This is a genomic window from Sphingomonas sp., from assembly GCF_029239295.1.
Taxonomy (GTDB): domain Bacteria; phylum Pseudomonadota; class Alphaproteobacteria; order Sphingomonadales; family Sphingomonadaceae; genus Sphingomonas.
The window spans coordinates 209,674-234,360 of record NZ_JAQZBC010000002.1 but is presented as its reverse complement, the minus strand read 5'-3'; the positions used below and the strand labels follow the sequence as shown (position 1 = coordinate 234,360).

Here is a 24,687-nt window from a genome sequence, read left to right as displayed (position 1 = left end):
GTATTCATGGAAGGCCTATCGGAAAGGTGCGGCAGAGAAGAAGCGGCGCATGGAGCGGAGAGGAGGGGCTGTGCTACCCCTCGTCGACCGGGGCGACATCGACGGAAACGTCCATCTCCTGCGCGCCCGATCCCAGGACCACGCCATCGACGGGCGCGATCTCGGCATAGTCGCGGCCAACGGCGGTGATGATATGGTCGCTGGCCATCCAGATGCCGTTGGTCGGATCGACCCCGATCCAGCCACGCGCGGGCCCGCACCACAGCAGCACCCAGGCGTGTGTCGCGTCGGCACCGACCAGCCGTTCCTGTCCCGGCGGCGGCAGCGTGCGGATATAACCGGAGGCATAGGCTGCCGGCAGCCCCGCGGCGCGCAGCCCGGTGATCATGATCTGCGCGAAATCCTGGCACACGCCGCGCCGCTTCAGAAAGGCCTCGTGCGGCGGCGTGTCGACCAGCGTCGCGGCGGGATCGAATTCAAAATCGCGCTGGATCCGCTGCGCCAGCGCAATCCCCGCCTCCAGCGCATTTCGCCCGGGATCGAGGTCGGGCGCGCAATAATCCGCGATTTGGCGGTCCAGCGGGATCAGCGGCGAGGGGAAGAGATAGCTCGGCGCGCCAACCGGCGACAGATCGCGGCTGTCGCGCGCCATGGCGGCCACCTCGGCCAGCGTCGGGTCGCCAGCCTCGGGCATCGGCACCAGCCGGTCGACCGTCATGCGCGCACAGCTTTCGATCGTCAGCCGGCGCACGGGCGCATCGACCGTCAGGCGAGTTACATTGGCCAGCCCAGCCTCTGCCCGCGTCGGCGTGGTGCGCCCCGAAGGGGTCACGCGCAGCATGTACGATTCCAGCCGCTGCCCCGGCCAGTCGATCGGCTCCAGGCGCAGGTTGCAGCGCGCGAAACGGACCGGCGCGCCATAGTCGAAGCGCGTGACATGGGTGATGTCGTAGATCATGCGAGCGTCAGGCCGCTGGCACGAAGCGGCTCGGCCCCCTGCAGGAAATAGCGCCGCGCGACTTCAGCGGAGAGGATGCCCAGCCGCCGTTCGATCTCGCTCAGCGTCTTTCCGTCGAGCGTGCCGGCGCGGGCGATCGATACCATCGCTTTCAGCTCGGTCGCCTGTGCCTGTTGTTCCTCTGCCATGCCGTCGTCGTTCAATACCGGCAGCGCACACAGATGTTCCCAGATCCGCTCCACCTGAAAGGCGAGCGCGCGCGGATTGCCCGAATCGAGCGCCACCAGATCGACCACCGGCACGCGCGCGAGCCCCGTCAGGTACCGCTGGCGATAGCTGATCTGGCTGTCCGCAAGATCCAGCAACGTCGACAAATCATCGAGCGAGGCGCCCGCCAGACCGAAGGTCAGCACGGCGCGGACGATCGCCAGCGCGCGCTCGATCCGGCGGCCGAGGTCGTGGAAGCGCCAGGCCGCAGTGCGGCTCATATGCTCCGCAGACAGGCCGGCAATCGCCGCATAGCGCCGCTGGAGGGACCCTGCGCGGTCCAGCGTTCCGCGATGGGTGGGGAAGGGCGCATCGAGCAACCGCACCATGTCCGCCGACAGACGGTCACGCGAATTGTTGCCGATCCGCCGCGCGAGTAGGTTGATCTCGGCGACCGATTGCCAGCCTTGGCCGGTCGATTCCATCGCATGCCGCGCCATTTGCGTCAGGTCGGCGCGCTTGTGAGACGCGGGCGGTGCGGCGGCACCGGTCGCTACGATCAAACCGGCAAGCCGGCCCAGCGTCGCAGTGTTGAGCGCCGCCCCCCCATCGGCATCGATCGAATTGCCCAGCATGACGCGGATGACCGCCAGCAACGCCTCACCCCGCTCGAGATAGCGGCCGAGCCAGAAGAAATTGTCGGCGACGCGGCTGGGCAGCGTGCCCGGATTGCGGCGGATATGCTGCGAATCGGTCGGTGGCAGCAGCGACACCGGATCAACCGGGCTGGTGCCATGCACCACCACGTCGGCCGACCAATTGCCCTCGCCCATCACCGCCGCGCGCGGATCGGGATGCTCACCGATGCGCGCAAAGCCACCCGGCAGCACGACCCAGCGCCCATCGGCGCCACGCGCGGCAAATACCCTCAGGGTGAACGGGCGCGACACCAGCGTGTCGCCCGCCACCACGGGCATGGTCGACAACCTGACGATTTCCTGCCCGACATAATCCTGCGGGCGGCGCAGAAGGTCTGCGCGCAGCGCCGACCGTTGCGCATCGCTCAGGTCGTCGCCGGCGATCGGGACATCGGCCGGCAGCCCCAGCGTGCCGCCGCCGAATGCCGGACCGATCAGCAGATTATCCAGATCCTCCTCGACGCGCGCGCGCTCCGAAGGCTGGCCACACCACCAGGTTGCAATGTTGGGCAGGCTGAGGCTGGCGCCGGTCAGCCGGATGCACAGCTGCGGCAGGAAGGCATGCCAGGCCGGCGCCTCCAGCACACCGACGCCGGGCGCGTTCGACAGCACGACATTGCCCGCCGCATAGGCGTCGATCAGGCCAGGCACGCCGATCTGGGAGTGCGTGTCGAAGGCGAGCGGGTCGAGGTAGCGCGCGTCTAGCCGGCGCCACAGCGCGTCGATCCGCTTCAACCCGCCGATCGTGCGGACATAGACCTTGTCCTCCAGCGCCGCGAGGTCGGCGCCCTCCACCAGCAACAGGCCAAGGTAACGGGCGAGATGCGCCTGTTCGGGATAGCTGGGATTGTAATGGCCGGGGGTCAGCAACCCGATGCGTGGATCGGATCGGCGGCAGGAGGCGGCCAGGCCATCGCGGAACGCGGCGAAGAAAGGGGCGTGCCGCGCCACATTCAGCCGCGCCTGCAGGCCCCCCAGCGTTCGGCTGACCGCCAGCCGGTTTTCCAGTGCATAGCCCGCACCCGTCGGCGCCCGCAGATGATCGGCCAGCACACGCCATTCGCCGGTCGGGCCGCGCCCAAGGTCGACCGCGACGAAGTGGACGTGGTGGCCTCCGGGCGGCGGCAGCCCGACAAGCTGGCGCAGGAAGAACGGGCTGCCCGCAACCAGCGCGGCCGGGACCAGCCCGCGGCTGACCAGTTTCGCTTCCCCGTACAGGTCGGCAAGGATCGTCTCGAACAGGTCGGCCCGCTGGATCACCCCGCGTTCGATCGCCGACCATTCGTCGCCGTCGATCAGTAGCGGTACCGGTGACAACGGCCAGGGGCGCTCCTCGCTGTCGCCCATGATTCGGAAGCCGGTGCCGATGTCAGCGGCGTGGCGCTGCACGCGTTCGCGCGCATGTCCCAAGTCGTGATCCACCAGCGACGCGAGTTCCTCGAACATCGCAGCCCAAGGAGCTTCGTCGCCGCCGCACAACACGTCGCCACCGCTGGCGGCATGCGCGCGATAGTCGTCGATCCAGCGACGGGCGTTCGTGATCGGATCGAAAAGGGCGGGCTGTGTCGCCAAGACGATGGGGCTCCTGCGCGCCGCGGACCCTAGCGGGGCATTGTCGCGGCGCAATATGAAAGTGAGAATGGCGATGCATCGGCCGGGCGCCACTCGGCGCCCTGGGCGCTACAGGTCGGGCAAGCTCTGCGCCGCCACCCCCCATCCGGCGAGCGCGCGGCTGCCCGCCCGTTCGATCAGTTCCGCGGCGTCGGTGACATGCCACCGCGCGGCGCTGTCGATATCGCGCAACTCCGTCCAGGATACGGGCGCTGCGACAGGAGCGCCTTCCCGGGCACGCGCGGCATAGGGCATGATGGCCGTCGCGCCGCGCTGGTTGCGCAGCCAGTCGATGAAGATCCGGCCCTTGCGCTGCGCCTTCGACATGGTGGCGACGAAGCGGTCGGGCTCGGCCTGCGCCAGCGCGCGGGCAAAGCGATCAGCGAAGCTTTTCACCGCCGGCCACTTGGCGCCCGGGGTCAGTGGCACGATCACGTGCACCCCCTTGCCGCCCGACAGCATCGGGAAACTGGTGAGGCCAAGTTCGGCGAGCTGGTTCTTCAGATGCTCGGCCGCCTTCTTGGTATCGGCGAAGTCCAACCCTTCGTCAGGGTCGAGATCGAACACCAGCCGGTCGGGTTGTTCGAGATGGTCGATGGTCGATCCCCAACCGTGGAATTCGATCGTCCCCATCTGCACGCAGGCGACCAGCCCGTCCGCATCGTCGACCCACAGATAATTTTCGCTCGATCCGTCCTTTTCGGTGATCGGCACCTGATGGACGTGATCGCCGAACGATCCGGCGTCATGTTTCTGAAAGAAGCATTTGCGCGCACGGCCCTGTGGGCAGCGGACGAGGCTGATCGGGCGGCGGCCGGCCCAGGGCAGCATGATCGTGGCCGCCTGGGCGTAATAATCGGCCAGATCACCCTTGGTGACGCTCGACTCGGGGAAGATCAGCCGGTCGCGGCTGCTGACCTTGATGCTGGTGGCGGGGATGGCAGGTGGCGACACCGATGGTGCGGCCTCCGGCTGTTCGATCACCACATCCTTGGCCGCCTTGTCGCTGCGCAGGCCCAGGAAGCTGGGATGGCGCAGCAGCTTGTCGGGCGTGGTTTCGGTAAACGCGATTTCGGCGACCAGCTTGGGCGTGACCCAATGCGCGCCCTTCACCGCGGCACGGCCGAGATTCTTGGGCACCTCCACCGTCGGCGTCTTGCGCTCCAGCTTCGCAAGCTTCTCGCTCAGCTCGATCATCAGGTCGTTGGAAAAGCCGGTGCCGACCTTGCCGGCGTAGCGCAGCTTCCCGTCCTCATGCACGCCCAGCAGCAAGGACCGGAAGCCACGCGACTTGTCCGACGTCGTCCAGCCGACGATGACGAATTCCTGTCGCCGGGTGCATTTGACCTTCAGCCACGTCTTGGTGCGGGCACCGCGATACGGAGCATTGGCCTGCTTGGAGACGATCCCCTCCAGCCCCTCGCTGCACATCGTCTCGAACAGCTTTTCGCCCGAACCCACCACATGTTCGCTGAACTGCAGCCGGTCGTTGCCGGTGATCAGCGGACGCAGTCGCTCCTTACGCTGGATATTGGGCAGATCGCGCAAATCCTCGCCGTCCAGCTCCAGCAGGTCGAAGGCGAAGAACGTCATGTCGCCCGACGCCGAAATGGCATTCTTCAGCGTCGAGAAGTCGGGCCTTCCGTCCTTGAAGGCGACGATCTCCCCGTCGAGCAGCGCGCTCTCGACCGGCAGCGCCGCCGCCGCATCAGCGATCGCCTGGAACTTGTCGGTCCAGTCCAGCCCGTTGCGGGTATAGACCTTCGCCGTACCGCCACCGATTGCGATCACCGCGCGATAGCCGTCGTATTTCACCTCGTGCATCCACGCGGTGCCGGGGGGGACGCTGTCCACCAGCGTGCACAATTGCGGCGGGGTAAATGCGGGCGGCGCACCTTTGCCCTTGGCCCGCGTGCGCCTCACCGGTGCCTTGGCGGCCGCGGTGCTCCTGGTGGCAGCAGTCTTCTTCTTGGCAGTTGATTCAGTAGGGCGCTTGGCGGGCGCCTTTCCTTCGGCGATCTCCTGCATCGTCCGCCCGGTTTCGATGCTCGTCAGTGCGGTTTCGACCAACGTGTCGGTGCCGCCGGCATAGCCGTCGTCGATCTTGCGCAGCAGCCAGTTCTCGCGCTTCTCCTTGCCCCTGGGTTTCAGCCGGATCAGCAGCCACTCGCCCTTCATCCGCTCGCCATCCAGGACGAAGTGGAGGTGGCCCTTCTCCAGATCCTTGGGCGACTTGCCCTTGATCACCGACCAGGTGCCGCGATCCCATAGCATCACCGTGCCGCCGCCATATTCGCCCTGCGGGATCGTCCCTTCGAACGTCGCATAGCTGAGCGGGTGATCCTCGGTCCGCACCGCCAGCCTTTTTTCGTTGGGGTCGAGGCTAGGGCCGCGAGTCACTGCCCAGCTCTTCAGCACCCCGTTCAGTTCGAGGCGGAAGTCCCAGTGTAGCCGTGTCGCATCATGCTTCTGCACCATGAAGCTGTTGCCGTTGCCCGGCGCCAGCGTACCCGCAGGCTCCGCCGTCTTCGCGAAATCGCGCTTGGCATTGTAGAGCGCGAGGGGGTCGGTGCTCATGCGCTAGCGCCCTTCCGATCAGCGAGGGTTCCGCGCGCGAACGCCCCAACGGTGCGGCGGGCGGGGTCAGGCACGTTTGCGCGCCGCCGTCTTGGCTGCCGCTGTCTTGGCTGCCGCCGTCCGGGCGGCAGGCTTCTTGGCAGGCGCCTTTTTCGCAGCCGGCTTTTTGGCCGCCGCCGTGCTGGCCGCGCCCCCACCGGATTTCTCCATCGATTTCTTCAGCGCTGCCATCAGGTCGACGACGTTGGAGGCGGAGCGGCCGCTGCCCTCGTCCTTGTCCTCGATGATCTTGCGATTGCCCTTCTGCTTGCGCTTGCGCTCGATCAGATCCTTCAGCGCATCGACATAGCGGTCATGGAACTCCTGCGGGTCGAACGCGCCGCTCTTCTTCTCGATCAGCGCCTCGGCCAGTTCGAGCAGTTCCTCGTCCGGCTTTTCGTCAGGAATGTCGCGGAAATAACCTTGCGCGCGGTTCACCTCGTCGGCGTAACGCAGCGTCTCGAGCACCATGCCGCGCCCGCATGGTTTCAGGCTGACGACATATTCGCGCCCGCGCATCGCCAATTGGCCAAGGCCGACCTTCTTCGTCCGCCGCAGCGCTTCGCGCAGCACGATGAACGCTTCCTCCGCCAGATCATCGGCGGGCACGACGAAATAGGGCTTTTCGTAATACAGCACGTCAATGTCGCTCGCATCGACGAACTGGGTCAGCTCCAGCGTCTTTTTGGATTCGAGCTTCACCGAATCGATCTCATCCTGATCGAGCAGGACATATTCGCCCTTTTCGATCTGGTAGCCTTTCATGATGTCGTCGGGATCGACCGGACCGACGCCCTCGGCGACTTTTTCATATTTGATCGGCTTGCCGGTTGGCTCGTGGATCTGGCGAAAGCTGACGCTGGCGCCCGATTTCACCGCCGAATAGATTTCCACCGGGATGGAGACGAGCGCGAGGCGTATCTGCCCCTGCCAATATGCCCGTGCCGCCATGTTCGTCCGCCTTCATCGTTGCGAGGCCGATTCAATTCCCGGCGCGGGGAGTCGTTCCGCCGGATCGCCGGTGCTATGGGGCGGCGATGTCTACCGATCCCTTCGGCCTGTTCGACGCCTGGTTTGCCGAGGCGCAGGAAAGCGAACCCAATGACCCCAATGCGATGGTGTTGGCGACCGCCGATGCGAGCGGCCGCCCGGCGGCGCGCATGGTGTTGCTGAAGGGCCACGGACCCGACGGTTTCGTCTTCTACACCAACCGCGAAAGTCGCAAGGCGCACGACCTGAAGCAGAATATGCAGGCGGCGTTGCTGTTTCACTGGAAGTCCCTGCGCCGTCAGATCCGGATCGAGGGCGTGGTGGAGCGGGTGAGCGATGCCGAGAGCGACGCCTATTTCGCGTCGCGCGGCCGCGACTCGCAATTGGGCGCCTGGGCCTCCGAACAGTCGCGCCCGCTTGCCGCCCGCTCGATCTTTGAGGGCCGGTTCGACGCGATGCAGTTCCGCTTCGAGGGCACCGACGTGCCGCGCCCGCCGCATTGGGGCGGCTATCGCGTGGTGCCTGATCGGATCGAATTCTGGCAGGATCGCGCGCACCGCCTACATGAGCGTCGATTGTTCACGCGCGAAGAAGCGGGGTGGACGGAAGGCTTGCTGTACCCATGACCCACGACGAGCGCCGCCGGATCATCCCCCTTGCGATGCGCGCCGCGCTGGCGAGCGTCGCGACGGCGGCGTTCCTGCTGGCGCTGAAGGGGTTTGCCGCGTGGCACACGGGATCGGTCGCGATGCTCGGCTCGGTGGCCGACACGGGCCTTGATCTGCTCGCCAGCCTTGTGACGCTCTACGGGGTAAAGGTGGCGGCGGAGCCGGCCGATCACGATCACCGCTTCGGCCATGGCAAGGCGGAGGCGCTGGCCGCTTTGTTCCAGGTGGTGCTGATCACCGCCTCGGCGATCGGCATCGCCTGGCGTGCAGTCGAGCGGCTGTCCAACCCGCAGGTGAACCAGGATGCCTCGCTGGGCATCGGTGTGTCGGTCATCGCGATCATCGCGACCTTTGCGCTGCTCGCCTATCAGCGCAGCGTCATTCGCCGCACCGGATCGGTCGCGATCCTGGCGGACAATGTTCACTATCAGTCGGACGTCCTGCTCAACGTCGCGGTCATTGCGGCGCTGGTGCTCGATCAGTTCGCCGGCGTGCCCGGCGCCGATCCGATCTTCGGCATCGCCATCGCGGTCTGGCTGGCGTGGGGCGCGTTCAGCGCGTCGAGCCAGGCGATCGACATGCTGATGGACAAGGAATGGCCGGAGGATCAGCGCGCCGCCTTTATCGAGGTCGCCGCACGCCAGCCGGGCATTCGCGGCATCCATGATTTCCGGACTCGTCGCGCCGGCGCGCACGATTTCGCGCAATTCCACATGGAAGTGGATCGATCGCTGACCGTCGCCGCCGCGCACGATATTGTGGAAAATGTCGAGCGGCGGCTGCGCGATGTGTTCCCGCGGGTTGAGGTGCTGATCCACCTCGATCCCGAAGGGCATGTCGATACCGACAACCCGCTGGTTGAGGCCGATGTGACTCCGCATTGGTTCGGCAAGCGGGTCTGAACCCCGCGCAGCATCGTATCCAGGCTCGCCGCCACCAGGCGACCATTTCACGAAAGGACATCATGAGGATCCCGTTCGCGCAGATCGACGCCTTCGCCGGCGCGCCGTTCGTCGGCAATCCCGCCGCCGTCCTGCCGCTGGCCACGTGGCCCGAGGATGCGCTGCTTCAAGCGATCGCGTCGGAGAACAATCTATCCGAAACGGCCTTCATCGTGCCGATGCGCGGCAGCGATTCGGCCGATTACGAACTGCGCTGGTTCACGCCGGCCGCCGAAGTCGCGCTGTGCGGCCATGCGACGTTGGCCAGCGGGCATTTCGTCCTGTCATCCGACACAACGCTTGATCGGGTGCGCTTCGCTACTCGTCAGGCGGGGGTGCTCGAAGTCGCGCGGCGTCAGACCGGCTATGAGATGGCGCTCCCGGCGTGGCGGCCGCATCCCAAGCCGCTCGACGCAATCGTCGCGGCACTCGGCGTGGAGGCGGTGGAAACGCTGTGGCATGACATGGGCTATGCACTGGTGGTCGTCGCGGACGAGGCGGCGGTGCGCGCCGCGGCGCCGGACGGGCGTGCGATCAAGGCACTGGGGCCGATCGTTCACATCGTTGCCGCGCGTGGGGACAGCACGGATATCGTCAGCCGCGTTTTCACCGACTTCTACGACATTCCCGAGGATCCAGTGACCGGATCGGCGCACGCCGTGATGGCGCCCTATTGGGCCGACGTCCTGGGGCGCGATGCATTCACGGCGTTTCAGGCCAGTGCGCGCGGCGGCCGGCTCGGCTGCCGGGTGGCGGTCGACCGCGTGCTGCTGACCGGCGAGTGCGTTACCGTGATCGAGGGAACGTACCTGCTTCCCTGATCGGTGTTGGCTGTCGTGTGTCAGGCCGCCAGCGCGGCGGCCTGCGTGCTGGCGATCCATCCGCCGCCAAGCACCCGGTCACCGTCGTAGAGCACCGCCGCCTGGCCGGGCGCGACGCCATATTCCGGTGCGTCGAACAGCAATGTGTCGCCATGCAATCGCGCCGGTACCGGCTTGGCCATCGACCGCACCTTTGCCGCCAGCGGTCCTTCGAGCGGACCGAGAATGTTGAGATCGGCTAGCCGCGCGGCGGCCACTGCCAGCGCGGCGCGCGGGCCGACCACGACTCGGCGGGCCTGGGGCTCCAGCCGAATGACGTACAGCGGCTCGGGCTGGCCGCCGATGTCGAGGCCGCGGCGCTGGCCGACGGTGTAGTGGATGATGCCTTCGTGCCGGCCGATCGCGCGGCCCTGAAGGTCGACGATCTCGCCGCCGTCGACGGCCGCCGGGCGCAGCTTCTTCACCAGTCCGGCGTAGTCGCCGTCGGGAACGAAGCAGATGTCCTGACTGTCGGGCTTGCCCGCAACACCCAGGCCCATCTGTGCCGCGATCGCCCGCACCTGATCCTTGGGCAGCCCGCCCAGCGGGAAGCGCAGGAAATCGAGCTGCTGCCGGGTGGTCGCGAACAGAAAATAGCTTTGGTCGCGCGCGGGATCGATCGCGCGATGGAGTTCGGCGCCCTCGCTGCCGATCACCCGGCGGACATAATGGCCGGTGGCAAGGCAGTCCGCGCCTAGATCTCGCGCCAGTGCGAACAGATCGGTGAATTTCGGCCCCATGTTGCACTGGACGCAGGGGATCGGGGTGCGGCCGGCAAGATATTCGTCGGCGAACCGGTCGACCACTTGCGTGCGGAAGCTGCTTTCGTGGTCGAATACATAATGTGCGATGCCCAGGCTGTCGCACACGGCGCGCGCATCACGGATGTCCCGGCCCGCGCAGCAGGCGCCCGGGCGCGCGGTCGCTTCGCCATGGTCGTACAGCTGCAGCGTCACGCCGATCGTCTCAGCCCCGCTCGCCTTCGCGAGCGCCGCCACGACGGAGCTGTCGACTCCGCCGGACATGGCAACGACGATGCGGCGGCCGGCGGCGCCGCCGGCCAGCTGGAAATCACCGATATCAGTCACGCCCCGTCCATAACACATCCGAACCGGATGGTGAACGCGAACCGGGTTGGCGGCATCCTTTACGGACCCTTCACTTGCGTCGCGTAGCAATGGCTCTCCGATGGACGCATGAGGAGCCAGGCGTAGCGTGGATCTGAGTTTTGCCCTGTTTGACCGCCGCGCGCCGCTGGTCGAGCTTCCCAGCGACCTGGCGGTGCTGCTGGTGGAGATGACGGCGCGGCAGGCGGCGTCGCCGACCGCGACGGTATATGCCCGTTCGGCGCGGGTGCGGCTCGATTCGCCGCTTTTCGCGCCGGTAGACGGTGCGTTCAACGGCCCCGTGGCCAAAGCGCTAATGCAATGGAAGGACGATTGAACATCCTGTTTACCGATCGGTCGCTATGCTGCGCCGGTTCGCGTTCGTCACGCTGTGCAATGTCAGGTGGAAAGGGGGCCCGCGCCCCCAAAACCGAGGTTGAGTCATGATTGAGAACCAGAAGATCCGTCCCGCCCGGGTCATCGGCCCGCTCGGCGAGCCATTGACCCTCGACACGTTGCCGCCGCCCACTACGACGCGCTGGGTCGTGCGCCGCAAGGCGGAGGTCGTCGCCGCAGTCAACGGTGGGCTGCTGACCGTCGACGAGGTGTGCAACCGCTATGGCCTGACGGTGGAGGAATTCGCCAGCTGGCAGCGCGCGATCGACCGTTCGGGAATGCCGGGCCTGCGCGTCACGCGCATCCAGCATTACAAGTCGCTGTACGAACGTCAGCAGAAGTTCTGAGGCGAGTTACGCGAACGGAACAAAGATCGGCCGTCAAGAGTATTTTCCCCAGCCCGGCCGTTCGGGCCGTTAACGCAGGGGAGTTAGTTATGGGTATCATTCTCTGGTTGATCGTCGGCGGTGTGATCGGCTGGCTCGCCAGCATCATCATGCGCACCGATGCACAGCAGGGCATCTTCCTGAACATCGTCGTCGGCATCATCGGCGCGTTCATTGGTGGTCTTGTTCTTTCGGGTGGTTCGATCAACAATTCGCCGCTGACGCTGACCTCATTCCTGGTGTCGCTGCTGGGTGCGGTTGTTCTGCTGGCGATCGTCAACCTCGTTCGTCGCGGTAGCGTGCGTTAAGCGCTCGCCATTACGGCAACGATAAACGGGCCGCCCGATTGTTCGGGCGGCCCTTTTTCTTTGTTCTACTGACGATGTCATGGCCGCCCCGCGTCTCCGCGGGGCGGCCATTTGCTTATTTCAGCAGGAAGCGCACCGCGATGGTGACACTTACTTCGGTTTCACCGGCCATCATTTCGGGCGCCGAGTCCGCTTTCATCGCGCGGGCGTAAAGGACAGGCGGGCGGGGCTGGTCGCCGCGGTTCTCACCCTGTTCGTTGATCGACACGATCCGGTCGACCCGCAGTCCCGCTGCCTGAGCATAAAGCTCGGCCCGCGCGCGCGCCTGCTTCACCGCATCGACCCGCGCCGCATCAAGCGCTGCCGCCGGCTGATCGATCGACAACTGCGGCCCGTCGATCTGGTTCGCGCCCGCCTTCACCAGCGCATCCAGCACGTTGCCGCTCTTGCTGATGTCACGGAATTTCACCGAGACGGTGTTGGTCGCCTGATAGCCGGTGATCACCGGGGGCTGATTGTCGCCATAGCGATATTGCGGCGACAGGCTGATGCTGGCGGTAGCGATGTCGCGATTGGCGATACCAGCCGATCGCAGGGCAGCGATGACGCGTGCCATCTGATTGGCGTTCTGCGTCGACGCCTCGGTGGCTGTCGGGGCCTGAGTCACCACGCCGGCGCGCAGGGTGGCGACATCGGGCACGCGGGTAATGTCGCCCGTCGCGACAACGTCGAGCAGGGTTCCGTCCGGAAGAACCGGCCCGCCCATGGCGTTCTGCGCAAAGGCGGGAGTGGCGGCTGAGGCCAGCATCAGCGAAGCAATTAGGATGCGCATGCGTGTTTAACTCCGGGCAATCGGTTGGTCGTTCGTGGATAACGCTTCATCAACGCAGCCTGAACGCGGCTGGCTTGTCGCACAGCACTCAATCTGCCATGGCGCCAATCGGGGCAAGCCGGCACTTGAGGCCGGTGACTTATTCAGATAACACACTGCCAGTAAGGTAGCGAACGGCCGTCGGACGTCGCCGGAGCGGGATGTAGGGTGCATGAATCACGAGACCGGTAGTCTGAGTGGTGAGACCGTGTTGATCGAGGGGCCGGGGGACGATGGTGGACGCCGGCGGCGCCTCATCATCATTGCGATCATGGCGATCCTGGCGGTCGCAGCTGCGGCATACTTCCTCACCCGCAAGAGCGAGACCGGGCCGGCGGCGTCGTCCGCCGCCGATCAGGCGCCGCGCGTCACCGTGATCGTTCCGGGGCGGGCCGCGGTTGATCGCACGATCAACGCCACCGGCACGCTGGCCGCCCGCCGCGAAATGCCGGTCGGCGTCGCGGGCGAGGGTGGCATGGTCACCGCCGTGCTGGTCGAACCCGGCCAGTGGGTGCGCGCCGGGCAAGTGCTCGCCACCGTTGATCGTTCGGTCCAGACACAGACCGCCGCGAGCCTCGCGGCACAGGTCAATGTGGCGAAGGCCGATCTCACGCTCGCGCAGGCGGAGCTCGATCGGGCGCAGCAGCTGGTCGGCCGCGGCTTCATCAGCCAGGCCGACGTTCAGCGCCGCATCGCCACGCGCGATGCCGCCGCCGCGCGGCTGAAGGTCGCGTCGGCGACCGCCTCCGAACAACGCGCGCGCAACAATCGCCTTGATATCCGCGCGCCGGCCGCCGGTCTCGTGCTGACGCGCCAGGTCGAACCGGGCCAGATCATCAGTTCCGCCTCTGGCACGCTGTTTCGCATGGCCAAGGGCGGCGAGATGGAAATGCGCGCGCAGCTCGCCGAGGACGATCTGGTCACGCTGCGCCCCGGCGCTCGGGTCAGCGTGACGCCGGTCGGCAGCGCGACGAAGTTTGACGGTGAAGTGTGGCAGGTATCGCCGGTGATCGATCCGCAGACGCGCCAGGGCGTTGCCCGCGTCGCGCTGCGCTACGATCCTGCGCTGCGTCCCGGCGGTTTCGCTTCGGCCACCATCGTCGGCGGGACGGCCAGCGTTCCCGAATTGCCGCAGTCGGCGGTTCTTAGCGACGAGAAGGGCAATTATGTCTATATCGCCGACAAGGACAATGTGGTGCGCCGCCGCGACGTGCGGCTGGGCACGGTGAATGACGATTCGGTTGCGATTGCATCAGGCCTCGACGGCACCGAACGGGTGGTCGTTTCGGCGGGTGCGTTCCTGAACCCGGGGCAGAAGATCGCACCGGTGCTCGGCAAGCCCGGAGTGTGACGGCATGAACTTCCGCAATATCTCGGCTTGGTCGATCCGAAACCCGGTTCCGGTCATCGTCCTGTTCGTGATCCTGACGATCGCCGGGATCGTCAGCTTCATCCGAATGGACATCAACCGCGAACCGGACATCGATTTTCCGGCGGTGGCGGTCGAGATAACGCAGCCCGGCGCCGCGCCGAGCGAGCTGGAGACGCAGGTCACCCAACGGGTCGAGGCGGCGGTCCGTACGATCGAGGGCGTGGACGAAATCCAGTCCTTCGTGTCCGAAGGCAATTCGACGACGATGATCCAGCTGGACATCGGCACGCCGGTTGACCGCGCCGTGAACGAAGTGCGCGACGCGGTGACTCAGATCCGCTCCAACCTGCCTGAAGGCATCCTGGAGCCGCAGATCAGCCGCGTGAAGATCAACGACAATGATCTCGGCAGCTATTCGGCGATCGGCACCGACATGACGATCGAACAGCTCAGCTGGTACATCGACAATACGGTGACCAAGGAGCTGCTGGGCGTCGAGGGCATGGGCTCGGTCGAGCGGAACGGCGGCGTCGACCGCGAGATCCGCGTGATCCTCGATCCGGCGAAGCTCGCCGCTTACGGCCTCACCGCGACTCAGATCAATCAGCAGCTGCGGCAGGTGAACGTGAACGCCGCCGGTGGCCGTGCGGAAATCGCGGGTGCCGAACAGTCGGTGCGCGTGCTGGGCAATGCGCGCGACGCCTATGAACTCGGGCAGACGCAGATCATCGCCGGCAACGGTCGCACGATCAAGCTGAGCGCGGTGGCGACGGTGCGCGATTTGTACGCCGAGCAGCGGTCCGCCGCCGGCGTGAACGGCCGCCCGGTTATCACCTTCGATTTCAAGCGCGCCAAGGGCTATTCGGAAGTCACCGTCTTCAAGGAGGCACAGCAGAAGCTTGCCGAGCTGGAGAAGCGCAACCCGCAGGTGAAATTCCAGCTGCGGATCGACGGCTCCAAATACGCGATCGAGCAATATAAGAGCGCGATTCACGCGATGATCGAAGGCGCGGTGCTCGCGGTCTTCATCGTCTTCCTCTTCCTGCGCGACAAGCGGGCGACGTTCATCTCCGCGCTCGCCATCCCGCTATCTGCCATCCCGGCCTTCTGGTTCATGGACCTGATGGGGTTCACGCTGAACCAGATGACGCTGCTCGCGCTCAGCCTGGTGGCAGGCGTGCTGGTCGACGATGCGATCGTGGAGATCGAAAACATCGTGCGCCACATGCGAATGGGCAAATCCGCCTATCAGGCGTCGATTGATGCGGCCGACGAGATCGGTCTGGCGGTGCTGGCCACCACCATGGCGATCGTCGCGGTGTTCCTGCCGGTCGGCCTGATGCCGGGCGTGTCGGGTCAGTTCTTCAAGAACTTTGGCCTCACGGTTGTGGTCGCGGTGCTGATGAGCCTTGCCGTGGCGCGCATGATCACACCGATGATCGCGGCCTATTTCCTGAAATCCGCTGGGCCCGAGGCGCACGGCGAAGGCCGCATGATGGACATGTACATGAATGTCCTGCGCTGGACGCTCGACCCCGGCAAGTCGATGGCGATCCGGGCGCGCGGCGGCTTCCATCGTGTCACCGGCTATCTGCGCGATCACCGCATCTGGACGATCGGGATCGGCGTGCTCGCCTTTCTCCTGACCGTCGTCGGCTTCGCCGGTCTGCCGATGCAGTTCCAGCCGTCGATCGACCAGGAACGCTCGACCGTCACCGTCACCATGCCGCCCGGCTCCACGCTGGCGCAGACGCAGCAGGTGGTGAACAAGGTGTATGATCTGCTGCGTCAGCAGCCGGAGGCGGAAACGATCTATACCCGCGCCTTTGTTGGCAACGGGCGCGTGACCGTTCAGTTCAAGGACAAGCCTACCTTCAACGAACGGATCGGCGCGCTCTTCGGCGGTGACATCAGCGACAAGCGCCAGAAGACCTCGACCGAGTTCGAACGTGCGCTCGCGCCGGAACTGGCAAAGATCCCCGACGCTCGGGTCAACTTCCAGTCGCAGTTCGGCTGGGGCGACAACAATCGCGACGTGTCGGTGACCCTGGGCAGCGACGATCCGGTGCTGCTGCGCGAAACCGCTGACAAGATCGTGCGGGAAATGGCGAAGATCCCCGGCTTCCTCGCCCCGCGCATCGCGGGCGATCTCAACCGGCCCGAAATCGTCATCAAACCGCGGCTCGATCTGGCGGCGGACCTGGGCGTCACGACCAGCGCACTGTCGAACGCGATCCGCATCGCTACGCTTGGCGACATCGACCAGAACAGCGCGCGCTTCTCCCTCAGCGACCGGCAGATCCCGATCCGGGTCGCGCTCGATCAATCCTCGCGCACGCGCATGGCGACGATCCGCAACCTGCCGGTGCCGACGCAGAACGGTGGATCGGTGCCGCTGTCGGTGGTGGCGGAGATCGGCTTTGGCTCCGGCCCGACCAAGATCAATCGCCTCAATCAGCAGCGTCAGCTGACGATCGGTGCTGATCTGGCGCCCGGCCTCGTGCTGTCGAACGCGATGCAGCAGGTCAACGCGCTGCCGATCATGAAGAACCTGCCGCTTGGCGTGCAGAAGATGAGCGTTGGCCAGGCCAAGTGGCAGATGGAGATGCTGATCAACTTCGTGATCGCCGTGATCGCGGGCGTGTTCCTCGTCTTCTCGGTGCTGGTGCTGCTGTATCGCCGGCTGTTGCCGCCGCTGGTTAACATGGGCTCGCTGCTGCTTGCCCCATTGGGCGGCGTGATCGCGCTGCTGCTGACCGGCAATCCCCTGTCGATGCCGGTGTTCATCGGTCTGCTGATGCTGCTGGGGATCGTGGCAAAGAACTCGATCCTGCTGATCGACTTCGCGCTGGAGGAGATGCAGGCGGGTGTCCCGGTCTATGACGCGGTGGTCGATGCCGGGCACAAGCGTGCGCAGCCGATCGTGATGACCACGGTCGCCATGGTCGCGGGCATGGTGCCGACGGCGCTCGCGCTGACGGGCGACGGCGCATGGCGCGCGCCGATGGGGATCGTCGTGATCGGCGGCCTCATCGTGTCGACGCTGCTCACGCTGCTGATCGTGCCGGCTGCCTTCAGCCTGTCGATCGGGATCGAACGCCGCATCGGGCCATGGCTGGGCCGCAAGCTGTTGACCTATCGTCCCGGCGACGATGGATCGACGGTGATCGATCACCAGGGCCCCAGCGGTGTTCTGCCCGCCCCACACGGCCGCATCGGCTTCCGCGACGGCGATGTTCCGGCCGAATGACGGCGTCATAAGGATCAACTTCGAGAAAGAACGCTTGAACAATCCCCCGCTTGGGGGATTGATCGGGTCATGATGCCGGTCGCGCTGCGGCGCCCCTTGCGAATGTCTGCACCCCCGGGGTTGGTCCGCATGCGCGTGATCGCCACGGGAATGCTTGTTCTGATGGCGGCGACCTTCTTCGTCGCCGGGCGCCTGCAGGACAGCGCACCCGCCTGGGGCTTCGTCCGAGCCTTCGCCGAAGCCGCGATGGTCGGCGGCCTTGCCGACTGGTTCGCCGTCACCGCGCTCTTCCGCCACCCGCTGGGTCTCCCGATCCCGCACACGGCGATCATTCCGCGCAACAAGGATCGGATCGGCGACCAACTCGCCGTGTTCCTGCGCGACTACTTCCTCATTCCCGTGGTGGTGGCTCGCCGGATGCGGCGAATGGATGTGGCGGGTGTCGCCGCGCGCTGGCTCGCCAACCCGTCGGCGGGAAGCAAGCGCGTGACCCGCGGCGCCTCGCGCCTTGTGGTCGAGGCACTTCAGGCGCTGGATCAGGAGCGGCTCGGCGGGATGGTTCGCGGCGCCATGGTCGAGCAAATCCGGCGTTTGGATCTGGCGCCGCTGATCGGCCGCGCGCTGGAAGCTGCGATGGCGGAGAACCGCCATCAGCCGATTATCGACGGCATCGTGCGGTGGGCGGCGCGGGTGCTTGAGGCGAACCAGCAGGTCGTCCGCAATATGGTGCACGAACGGGCGGGCAGCATCCTGCGCTGGACGGGGCTGGACGAGACGATCGCCAACAAGATCATCGACGGGCTGGACAAGATGCTGGTCGACATGGCGGAGCAGCCCGACCATCCCCTGCGCACGAAGGCCGAGGAAGGGCTGGCGACGCTGGCACACGATCTTCAGCACAAGCCCGAGATGCGTGAGAGAGTAGAGGCGTTGAAGCTGGCGCTGCTCGAAAATCCGGCGATGCAGAACTGGATTAACGGCCTGTGGGAACAGGCGCGTCAAGCGATGCTACGTGCCGCGCGCGACCCGGAGCGGCTGCTGTCGGGCGGTATGGGTGACATGCTGCGCCAGCTGGGTGAGACGCTGGAGCAGGACATGCGCCTGCGCAATACGCTGAACCGCTATGTCCGTCGCGTGGCCGTGGGCACCGCAGCCGATTATGGCGATGTGATAGTCGGGCTGGTGTCGGAAACGGTGCGCGGCTGGGATGCGGAGACCATCACGCAGCGGCTGGAGCATGCAGTGGGCAAGGACCTGCAGTTCATCCGCATCAACGGAACGCTGGTAGGCGGCATGGTGGGGCTCCTCATCCATACGGTTGATGTTGCGCTATAGGGCGTGACCGTCACTGGACGGCGTCTCCATATCGCCGGCGCAACTCCATCGAGCGCTGCTCCGTGTCCGCTCTTGCAACAAGCGGACGCTCCGTACGTTCATCTTGCCGAGGTGCGGGGATTCCCGCAAAGGGTGGGAATGCGCGCACTGGCCGACTTCAGCGAAGATAGCGGAACGATGCGCTTTACTGGCGACCTGTCGCTTGCGCGCCTTGGTGATCTCCCGACCCGATTGGATGCCTACGATGGGCAGCTTTCGGTCGTCGACCTTTCGGGCGTTTCGCGCATCGACACGATCGGCGCGTGGATCATCCACCGCCTCGCTCAGCGCACCGGTGCGAAGGTCGAAGGCCTACAGGAGGAGCAGCGCGCGCTTTTTGATCTCGTCGTCAGTGCCGATCAGCCGGCCCAGACGCGCGCGAGACACATAAGTCCGTTCAATCGCGTTCTGGGCGAGGTGGGCGACGCGACCGTTACGGCCGGCCGCACCATGATCGGCCTGCTCGGCTTCATGGGTGCCACGCTGGCTGCGCTGGCCACCGTTATCCGTCATCCGCACCGCTTCCGCTTCAATGCGACAGTGCAGCGGTTCGAAGTTGTCGGTGTGTCGGCGCTCGGTATCATCGGGCTGATGAGTTTCCTCATCGGCATCGTGATTGCACAACAAGGCGCGGTGCAGTTGCGGCAGTTCGGTGCAGAGGTGCTGACGATCAACCTGATCGGGCGGATTACCTTGCGAGAGTTGGGCGTGCTGATGACCGCGATCATGGTGGCGGGCCGATCAGGATCCGCCTTCGCCGCACAAATCGGTACCATGAAGCTGACCGAGGAGGTCGATGCCATGCGGACGATCGGCGTGTCGCCAATGGAGGCGCTGGTGTTGCCGCGGACGATTGCGGCGGTCGTGCTGATGCCGCTGCTGGGCTTCTATGCATCCCTCGTCGCGATCATTGGCGGTGGCCTGCTGTGCTGGTGGCAACTCGATATTCCGCCAGTGACCTATGTCGCCCGCCTTCGCGAAGTGGTTCCGATCACTGATTTGTACGTCGGGCTGGTCAAGGCACCGGTATTCGGTGCGATCATTGCCGTCGCCGGATGCTTCCAGGGCATGCAGGTCAAGGGCGATGCCGAGCAGGTCGGCATGCGCACCACGGCCGCGGTCGTACAAGCGATCTTCCTGGTCATCGTTCTCGACGCTTTCTTCGCGGTCTTCTTCGAACGGATCGGCTGGATCTGATGGCGGGCGCGGAAAACATCATCGAGGTTCGCGGGCTGAAGAACGCCTTCGGCGATCAGATCGTGCACGAAGATCTGGATCTTGATGTTCGTAAGGGCGAGATCCTGGGTGTCGTTGGCGGCTCCGGTACGGGCAAGTCCGTCCTGATGCGGTCGATCATTGGCTTGCAGAGCCCGATGGCAGGCGAAGTCACCGTCTTTGGCGAACCGACAGTGGGGCGGCTGGAAACCGACGCCATTGAGATCAGGAAGCGCTGGGGCGTGCTTTTCCAGGGTGGGGCGCTTTTTTCGACATTGACGGTCGCGGAGAACGTCCAGGTCCCCTTGCGCGAATTCTACCCAACGCTCGGCCTGTCGCTGATGGATGAGATCGCGTCGTACAAGGTGACGATGACCGGTCTGCCCAATGATGCAGGGCCGAAATTCCCGGCCGAGCTGTCGGGCGGCATGAGGAAGCGGGCCGGGCTGGCGCGCGCGCTGGCGCTCGATCCCGAACTGCTGTTCCTTGACGAACCCACCGCCGGGTTGGACCCGATCGGTGCGGCGGCGTTCGACGAGCTGACGAAGTCGTTGCAGCGGACGCTGGGGCTGACGGTTTTTCTGATCACGCACGATCTCGACACGCTGTACGCCATTTGTGATCGGGTGGCGGTGCTCGCCGACAAGCGCGTGATCGCGGTGGGTACGATCGATGAACTACTGGCGCTCGATCATCCGTGGATCCAGGAGTATTTCCGTGGGCCGCGCGGACGGGCGGCAGTAGCAACGCAAGAGGCGCAGCGGGTGCCGTCGGAACAGGCGACCGCCGGTGCAGCAGCAGATTCAGGGGCTGATTGATGGAAACCCGTTCCAACCACGTCCTGGTCGGCGCCGTCGTGCTGATCCTGCTTGCCGTGCTCGCGCTATTCACCGTGTGGATCGCCCGGCTGGGTGGTACCCAGCAGAAGGAGTATGACATCTTCTTCAAGCAGTCGGTGGACGGCCTCGCCCGGGGTTCGCAGGTCACATACTCCGGCGTGCCGTCGGGTCAGGTCAAGTCGATCCAGCTGTGGCGTAACGATCCCCAGTTCGTTCGCGTGCGAATCGAAGTGAGCCAGGATACGCCAATCCTTCAAGGCACCGCCGCGACGATCCAGGGCAGCTTCACCGGCACCAGCACGATCAGTCTGGACGGCGCCCGCAAGGGTGCACCGCCCATTGTGTGCCCCGAACGGGATCCAGGCAGCGTCTGTCCCTATGGCGTTCCAGTCATTCCGACCCGAACGGGCGGTTTAGGTGCTATCCTGAACTCTGCGCCTCAGCTGCTGGAACGTTTGTCCACGCTGACCGAGCGTCTCACCGGGCTGCTAACCGACCGCAACCAGGCATCGATCGCCGGCATTCTGGAGAATACCAACCGGCTGACCGACGCGCTGGCCGATCGCGGGCCGGAAATCGCCGCTACGCTGGCGCAGACGCGCATCGCGGTGGCGCAGGCGGGCACGGCTGCTGAGCAGATCGGCAATCTGGCGGCGACGACAAACGGCATTCTGGCCGAGGACGTGAAGCCAACGCTGGCTAATCTGAACGAGACAATCCGCTCGGCGCGGCAAAGCACCGAAACGCTGAACTCGGCCATTCAGGATGCGCGGCCGGGCCTGCAGACCTTCTCGAAACAGACCATTCCGGAGGTCAACCAGCTCGTACTGGATCTGCGTCAGATGTCGGCAGCGCTCGCTTCCGTGGCAGAGAAGGTTGATCGGCAGGGTGCCGGGGCACTGGTGGGCCAGCAGAAGCTGCCGGATTACAAGGGCAAGTGAGGACGCACATGAAGAAGCTTCTGATCGGTCTTGCCGCCTTGCCGCTCGCCGGCTGCATCAGCTTTGGAGAAAAGCCCCCCAAGGCTCTTCTCAGCCTGTCATCGACCGAACAGGTGCCGGTTGGGCGCGAGCAATCATCAGCAGCGGCACGCACCGTGACGATCCAGGTGCCTGTGGTGCCGCAGGAACTCGCAACCAATCGCATCCCGGTGCAATCCAACCGCATCGACGTTGCCTATGTGAAGGACGCGCAATGGGTTGATCTGCCTGCGCGGCAGTTCGCCCGGGTGATGTCCGATACGGTCGCAGCACGTACCGGGCGCGTCGTCCTGTCGGGTGCGCAGGCGTTAGCTGATCCCGGGGCACGCCTGTCCGGTGAATTGCGGACCTTTGGCGTCGATGCCGGATCGTCCACCGCAGTCGTGACATTCGACGCAGCGCTGATCCGCGACGAGGGCGGCGCGCTGGAGAAGCAGCGCTTCGAGGCGCGTGTGCCTGTTTCCGTCATTGAGGCGGCGCCGGTTGCGGTGGCGCTAAACCAGGCGGCGAACCAGGTCGCGGTGCAGGTAGCCGACTGGATTGGCCGATAAGATACTTCCTCCCGCCCGCAGGCGGGGGGAAGGAGCAGGTCAGCCCTGCTCCGCCAATGTCTTCGCCAGATCGTAGAGGTAGTCTCGCCCTTCGTATAGCGCCGAGACCCGGATCCGTTCGTTCAAGCCGTGTGTCCCGTTCAGGTCAGGCTCCAGGAAGATGCCGGGAACGCCATAAACCGGCATCTTGAGCACGCCGAAAAAGACAGCGTCGGTCGCCCCCGTCGACATCATCGGCACGACCGGCGTGCCGGGGAAGTGCTTGGCCGCCAATGACTGCACTGGCCCCAGGATCTTGGCGTCAAGCGGCGGTGGTACAGCGATCGGACGAACCGGCTGGTTGGCAGTGACCGCGACCTTGGGACCGGCCAGCTCCTTCAGCTTTGCCAGCGTGGTGTCAACGCTTTCGCCGGGAAAGATGCGGCAATTGATGTTGGCGGTGGCGCGCTGCGGAAGTGCATTTTCTGCATGCCCTGCATTGAGCAGCGTCGCGACGCATGTCGTTCGCAACGTCGAATGCAGTACCTTGTCGCGGCTCACGGTTTCGTCGGCGCGCTTGTCGGCCGGATTGGCCAATAGGCGGTTGACCGCCTGGCCGGTCTGCGGCGGCAACGCCTGCGCGGTCGCGGTGAAGAAGGCGCGGGTCGTGTCGGTGAACTTGATCGGAAATTCGTATCCCTGAACACGCTTCACCGCGTCGGCCAGTTCGTAGATGGCGTTGTCCGGCGTCGGCGCGGAGCTGTGGCCACCTGGATTTGTGGCTGCGAAGGTGAAGTTCTGCGCCGCCTTCTCGCCGACTTGGATGGCAAGCGCCTGACGCTTTCCTTGCGCGTCCAACCGTCCACCACCACCCTCGTTCAGGACGAATTCGGCGCGAACCAGATCAGGCTTGTTGTTGGCCAGCCACTGCGCGCCGTTGAACGCGTAGGTGGTCTCCTCACCGCAGGTCAGCGCCAGCTTGATCGTGCGTCTAGGCCGAAAGCCATCCTGCTTGAACCGGATCATGCTGTCGGCCCAGATCGCGGACATGCCCTTGTCGTCGACCGTGCCACGGCCGTAGTAAAAACCGTTCTCTTCGATGAGCTTGAACGGATCGCGTACCCAGTCCTCGCGCTTGGCAGCGACGACATCGAGGTGTCCGAGAAGCAGCATGGCGCCTGCCGACGCGTCAGCGCCGGGCAAGGTGACCACCAGGCCGCCGTCGTCTGGGTGCTCCGGGGTCGAGAAAACAGTTACCTGTCCATCGGTGTAGCCGGCCGCTTTCAGGCGCGTCGCGACCTGTTGAGCCGCGCGCGTGCAGCTGCCTTCGCCAACAACCGTGTTGGTCTCCACCATTTCCTTATAAAGATCGAAGAACGCCCGTTCGTCTGGTCTCTTCTGCGCCGTCGCGAGAGACGGCGTCAGCGCCGCTCCGACGGTTACGACTGCCACGGCTTTCCAAATGCCCCGCATCCCACTCCCTTTTATTCATTATCTAAAGGGGGAGGTTACAGCCAAGTCGCTCAGGTGCAATGCGGCAATCGGTGTGTTGGCGCTTCCCGCGATAGGGGCAGTGGCTCAGGGTTGAGGCTTGGCCGCGGCTTGATCGTCAACACGGGCCTCGGCTGGCGTGGGTTCGGCTGGTGTCGGCGCCGGGGCGGTGTCAGCAGGCATCCCGGTACTTGGGATGGTGCCAACAATGGCTGCAGTCTCCAAGGTGTCGAGTGCCTGACGCGCCGCGATATAGCGTCGTGCCGCCGCGGACCAGTTTGCCGCCTGCGTGCCACCGGGCAGACGAGCCACTTCTTCAAGCGCCGGTTCCACCTGACCGGCATCGAGCAGGCGTTGCGCGCGCGCCAGCCGATCCGCCGGCAAGGGGGAAGGGGTGTTTGCATCGTGCAGCACCACGAGCCGGCGCATCTCGTCCATGAAGCCGGCAAACCAGCCATCCGCTCCGGGATTGAGGAGCATCGAGCGATTGGCGTCGAGCGCCTGTCGCAAGGCCTCGATCGTCACTGGATCTCGCCCGGCCTGGATCACCGTGTCGACAGCCGCTTGCTGGGTGGTGCCGAAACGCTGACGAAGCTGATCTTCGAGGTAACCGAGCGGCGCGCCCCGCTCGATTGCGCGGCGCGCAGCGAAGGAAATCAGGATCGCTTCGGCTTGCCCGGCCCGATCCTGCGACTGAGTGACATCCATATTGAGCCCGGCGGTGCGCGCCTCCAGCGCTGCAAGCTGAGCGGCAAGCGCGCTTTCTCGCGCGGCGAGGGTTGCCGGATCGACAGCCGCGGCGGCGGGGGCAGCAACAGCTGCGACCTCGGCCGTAGCGTTGGCCTTCTCCACCGCCGGTGGCTTCGCCTGCCGCTGCCACCAGCTGGTGCCGTCGCGCATCGACAGCCACATAAGAGCAAGGCCGACCACCAGGGCCAGAACCACGAAGAGTGTGAGTGGGCCAACTCGTGACCGGCGCGGAGCAGGAGCGAGCGGCGCGTTTTCGTCCATGTCGCGGCT

Annotated in this window: 21 protein-coding genes; 13 read left to right on the top strand and 8 right to left on the bottom strand. The window is 65.4% G+C overall.

Translation table 11 applies throughout. The features are described 5' to 3' along the window. Positions 1 to 73 precede the first annotated feature (73 nt). From K0S66_RS02695 to K0S66_RS02680, 4 genes are all read right to left on the bottom strand, one after another. Positions 74 to 958, bottom strand: coding sequence for a transglutaminase family protein (locus tag K0S66_RS02695; RefSeq protein ID WP_301073563.1), 885 nt, complete (start codon positions 956 to 958; stop codon positions 74 to 76). Beyond that, positions 955 to 3,435 (bottom strand): circularly permuted type 2 ATP-grasp protein, encoded by a 2,481-nt coding sequence (locus tag K0S66_RS02690; protein WP_301073561.1) that lies wholly within the window; start codon positions 3,433 to 3,435, stop codon positions 955 to 957. The genes K0S66_RS02695 and K0S66_RS02690 overlap by 4 nt, the downstream gene beginning before the upstream one ends. 108 nt (positions 3,436 to 3,543) lie before the next feature. Continuing rightward, on the bottom strand, positions 3,544 to 6,051 hold the full coding sequence (ligD, locus tag K0S66_RS02685) for a DNA ligase D (protein WP_301073560.1): 2,508 nt from the start codon (positions 6,049 to 6,051) through the stop codon (positions 3,544 to 3,546). Between the two features lie 66 nt (positions 6,052 to 6,117). Beyond that, positions 6,118 to 7,041: a Ku protein gene (locus K0S66_RS02680; RefSeq protein WP_301073559.1), complete on the bottom strand. Its 924-nt coding sequence runs from the start codon at positions 7,039 to 7,041 to the stop codon at positions 6,118 to 6,120. Between the two features lie 86 nt (positions 7,042 to 7,127). Here K0S66_RS02680 and pdxH point away from each other — a divergent pair, with 86 nt between their 5' ends. The 3 genes from pdxH to K0S66_RS02665 all read left to right on the top strand — a co-directional run bounded on the left by pdxH (position 7,128) and on the right by K0S66_RS02665 (position 9,510). Continuing rightward, positions 7,128 to 7,706: a pyridoxamine 5'-phosphate oxidase gene (gene pdxH / locus K0S66_RS02675; RefSeq protein WP_301073558.1), complete on the top strand. Its 579-nt coding sequence runs from the start codon at positions 7,128 to 7,130 to the stop codon at positions 7,704 to 7,706. Continuing rightward, positions 7,703 to 8,650 (top strand): cation diffusion facilitator family transporter, encoded by a 948-nt coding sequence (locus tag K0S66_RS02670; RefSeq protein ID WP_301073557.1) that lies wholly within the window; start codon positions 7,703 to 7,705, stop codon positions 8,648 to 8,650. The genes pdxH and K0S66_RS02670 overlap by 4 nt, the downstream gene beginning before the upstream one ends. 62 nt (positions 8,651 to 8,712) lie before the next feature. Next, positions 8,713 to 9,510 (top strand): PhzF family phenazine biosynthesis protein, encoded by a 798-nt coding sequence (locus K0S66_RS02665; protein WP_301073556.1) that lies wholly within the window; start codon positions 8,713 to 8,715, stop codon positions 9,508 to 9,510. Positions 9,511 to 9,530: 20 nt separating this feature from the next. Here K0S66_RS02665 and mnmA read toward each other — a convergent pair whose 3' ends face one another. Next, positions 9,531 to 10,655, bottom strand: coding sequence for a tRNA 2-thiouridine(34) synthase MnmA (gene mnmA / locus K0S66_RS02660; RefSeq protein WP_301073555.1), 1,125 nt, complete (start codon positions 10,653 to 10,655; stop codon positions 9,531 to 9,533). Between the two features lie 109 nt (positions 10,656 to 10,764). Between mnmA and K0S66_RS02655 the strand changes: the two genes are divergently transcribed. From K0S66_RS02655 to K0S66_RS02645, 3 genes are all read left to right on the top strand, one after another. Then, positions 10,765 to 10,992 (top strand): hypothetical protein, encoded by a 228-nt coding sequence (locus K0S66_RS02655; protein WP_301073554.1) that lies wholly within the window; start codon positions 10,765 to 10,767, stop codon positions 10,990 to 10,992. 106 nt (positions 10,993 to 11,098) lie between these two features. Further along, positions 11,099 to 11,398, top strand: a complete 300-nt coding sequence (locus K0S66_RS02650; protein ID WP_301073553.1) for a DUF1153 domain-containing protein — start codon at positions 11,099 to 11,101, stop codon at positions 11,396 to 11,398. Positions 11,399 to 11,487: 89 nt separating this feature from the next. Further along, a complete protein-coding gene (locus K0S66_RS02645) occupies positions 11,488 to 11,745 on the top strand; it encodes a GlsB/YeaQ/YmgE family stress response membrane protein (RefSeq protein ID WP_301073552.1) in 258 nt (85 codons plus the stop codon). Positions 11,746 to 11,860: 115 nt separating this feature from the next. Here K0S66_RS02645 and K0S66_RS02640 read toward each other — a convergent pair whose 3' ends face one another. Further along, entirely contained in the window at positions 11,861 to 12,577 is a 717-nt protein-coding gene (locus K0S66_RS02640) for an SIMPL domain-containing protein (protein ID WP_301073551.1), read from the bottom strand. A 211-nt stretch (positions 12,578 to 12,788) separates the two neighbouring features. On the opposite strand from K0S66_RS02640, the gene K0S66_RS02635 reads away from it, so the two are divergent. From K0S66_RS02635 to K0S66_RS02605, 7 genes are all read left to right on the top strand, one after another. Then, positions 12,789 to 13,967: an efflux RND transporter periplasmic adaptor subunit gene (locus K0S66_RS02635; protein WP_301073549.1), complete on the top strand. Its 1,179-nt coding sequence runs from the start codon at positions 12,789 to 12,791 to the stop codon at positions 13,965 to 13,967. A gap of 4 nt (positions 13,968 to 13,971) precedes the next feature. Continuing rightward, positions 13,972 to 17,238, top strand: a complete 3,267-nt coding sequence (locus tag K0S66_RS02630) for an efflux RND transporter permease subunit (protein ID WP_301073548.1) — start codon at positions 13,972 to 13,974, stop codon at positions 17,236 to 17,238. Between the two features lie 129 nt (positions 17,239 to 17,367). Continuing rightward, entirely contained in the window at positions 17,368 to 18,573 is a 1,206-nt protein-coding gene (locus tag K0S66_RS02625; RefSeq protein ID WP_301073798.1) for a DUF445 domain-containing protein, read from the top strand. Positions 18,574 to 18,711: 138 nt separating this feature from the next. Further along, complete coding sequence (locus tag K0S66_RS02620; RefSeq protein ID WP_301073547.1) at positions 18,712 to 19,809, top strand: ABC transporter permease; 1,098 nt, start codon at positions 18,712 to 18,714, stop codon at positions 19,807 to 19,809. After that, positions 19,809 to 20,645, top strand: coding sequence for an ABC transporter ATP-binding protein (locus tag K0S66_RS02615; protein ID WP_301073546.1), 837 nt, complete (start codon positions 19,809 to 19,811; stop codon positions 20,643 to 20,645). Before K0S66_RS02620 ends, K0S66_RS02615 begins: the two co-directional genes overlap by 1 nt. Then, complete coding sequence (locus K0S66_RS02610; protein ID WP_301073545.1) at positions 20,645 to 21,607, top strand: MlaD family protein; 963 nt, start codon at positions 20,645 to 20,647, stop codon at positions 21,605 to 21,607. The genes K0S66_RS02615 and K0S66_RS02610 overlap by 1 nt, the downstream gene beginning before the upstream one ends. 8 nt (positions 21,608 to 21,615) lie before the next feature. Then, positions 21,616 to 22,197, top strand: a complete 582-nt coding sequence (locus K0S66_RS02605) for an ABC-type transport auxiliary lipoprotein family protein (protein WP_301073544.1) — start codon at positions 21,616 to 21,618, stop codon at positions 22,195 to 22,197. Positions 22,198 to 22,236: 39 nt separating this feature from the next. Here the strand turns inward: K0S66_RS02605 and K0S66_RS02600 are convergent, their stop codons facing one another. Both K0S66_RS02600 and K0S66_RS02595 read right to left on the bottom strand, forming a co-directional pair. After that, entirely contained in the window at positions 22,237 to 23,649 is a 1,413-nt protein-coding gene (locus K0S66_RS02600) for a M20/M25/M40 family metallo-hydrolase (protein ID WP_301073543.1), read from the bottom strand. Between the two features lie 105 nt (positions 23,650 to 23,754). After that, positions 23,755 to 24,678, bottom strand: coding sequence for a hypothetical protein (locus K0S66_RS02595; RefSeq protein WP_301073542.1), 924 nt, complete (start codon positions 24,676 to 24,678; stop codon positions 23,755 to 23,757). Positions 24,679 to 24,687: the final 9 nt, after the last annotated feature.

What these genes read in the sequence shown, in the direction of transcription:
- K0S66_RS02600 (WP_301073543.1), bottom strand. Translation starts at nt 23,649, where the DNA reads ATGCGGGGCATTTGGAAAGCCGTGGCAGTCGTAACCGTCGGAGCGGCG.
- K0S66_RS02665 (WP_301073556.1), top strand. Translation starts at nt 8,713, where the DNA reads ATGAGGATCCCGTTCGCGCAGATCGACGCCTTCGCCGGCGCGCCGTTC.
- K0S66_RS02610 (WP_301073545.1), top strand. Translation starts at nt 20,645, where the DNA reads ATGGAAACCCGTTCCAACCACGTCCTGGTCGGCGCCGTCGTGCTGATC.
- mnmA (WP_301073555.1), bottom strand. Translation starts at nt 10,655, where the DNA reads ATGTGTTATGGACGGGGCGTGACTGATATCGGTGATTTCCAGCTGGCC.
- K0S66_RS02615 (WP_301073546.1), top strand. Translation starts at nt 19,809, where the DNA reads ATGGCGGGCGCGGAAAACATCATCGAGGTTCGCGGGCTGAAGAACGCC.
- K0S66_RS02680 (WP_301073559.1), bottom strand. Translation starts at nt 7,041, where the DNA reads ATGGCGGCACGGGCATATTGGCAGGGGCAGATACGCCTCGCGCTCGTC.
- K0S66_RS02670 (WP_301073557.1), top strand. Translation starts at nt 7,703, where the DNA reads ATGACCCACGACGAGCGCCGCCGGATCATCCCCCTTGCGATGCGCGCC.
- K0S66_RS02625 (WP_301073798.1), top strand. Translation starts at nt 17,368, where the DNA reads ATGCGCGTGATCGCCACGGGAATGCTTGTTCTGATGGCGGCGACCTTC.
- K0S66_RS02640 (WP_301073551.1), bottom strand. Translation starts at nt 12,577, where the DNA reads ATGCGCATCCTAATTGCTTCGCTGATGCTGGCCTCAGCCGCCACTCCC.
- ligD (WP_301073560.1), bottom strand. Translation starts at nt 6,051, where the DNA reads ATGAGCACCGACCCCCTCGCGCTCTACAATGCCAAGCGCGATTTCGCG.
- pdxH (WP_301073558.1), top strand. Translation starts at nt 7,128, where the DNA reads ATGTCTACCGATCCCTTCGGCCTGTTCGACGCCTGGTTTGCCGAGGCG.
- K0S66_RS02620 (WP_301073547.1), top strand. Translation starts at nt 18,712, where the DNA reads ATGCGCGCACTGGCCGACTTCAGCGAAGATAGCGGAACGATGCGCTTT.
- K0S66_RS02595 (WP_301073542.1), bottom strand. Translation starts at nt 24,678, where the DNA reads ATGGACGAAAACGCGCCGCTCGCTCCTGCTCCGCGCCGGTCACGAGTT.
- K0S66_RS02695 (WP_301073563.1), bottom strand. Translation starts at nt 958, where the DNA reads ATGATCTACGACATCACCCATGTCACGCGCTTCGACTATGGCGCGCCG.
- K0S66_RS02605 (WP_301073544.1), top strand. Translation starts at nt 21,616, where the DNA reads ATGAAGAAGCTTCTGATCGGTCTTGCCGCCTTGCCGCTCGCCGGCTGC.
- K0S66_RS02630 (WP_301073548.1), top strand. Translation starts at nt 13,972, where the DNA reads ATGAACTTCCGCAATATCTCGGCTTGGTCGATCCGAAACCCGGTTCCG.
- K0S66_RS02650 (WP_301073553.1), top strand. Translation starts at nt 11,099, where the DNA reads ATGATTGAGAACCAGAAGATCCGTCCCGCCCGGGTCATCGGCCCGCTC.
- K0S66_RS02635 (WP_301073549.1), top strand. Translation starts at nt 12,789, where the DNA reads ATGAATCACGAGACCGGTAGTCTGAGTGGTGAGACCGTGTTGATCGAG.
- K0S66_RS02645 (WP_301073552.1), top strand. Translation starts at nt 11,488, where the DNA reads ATGGGTATCATTCTCTGGTTGATCGTCGGCGGTGTGATCGGCTGGCTC.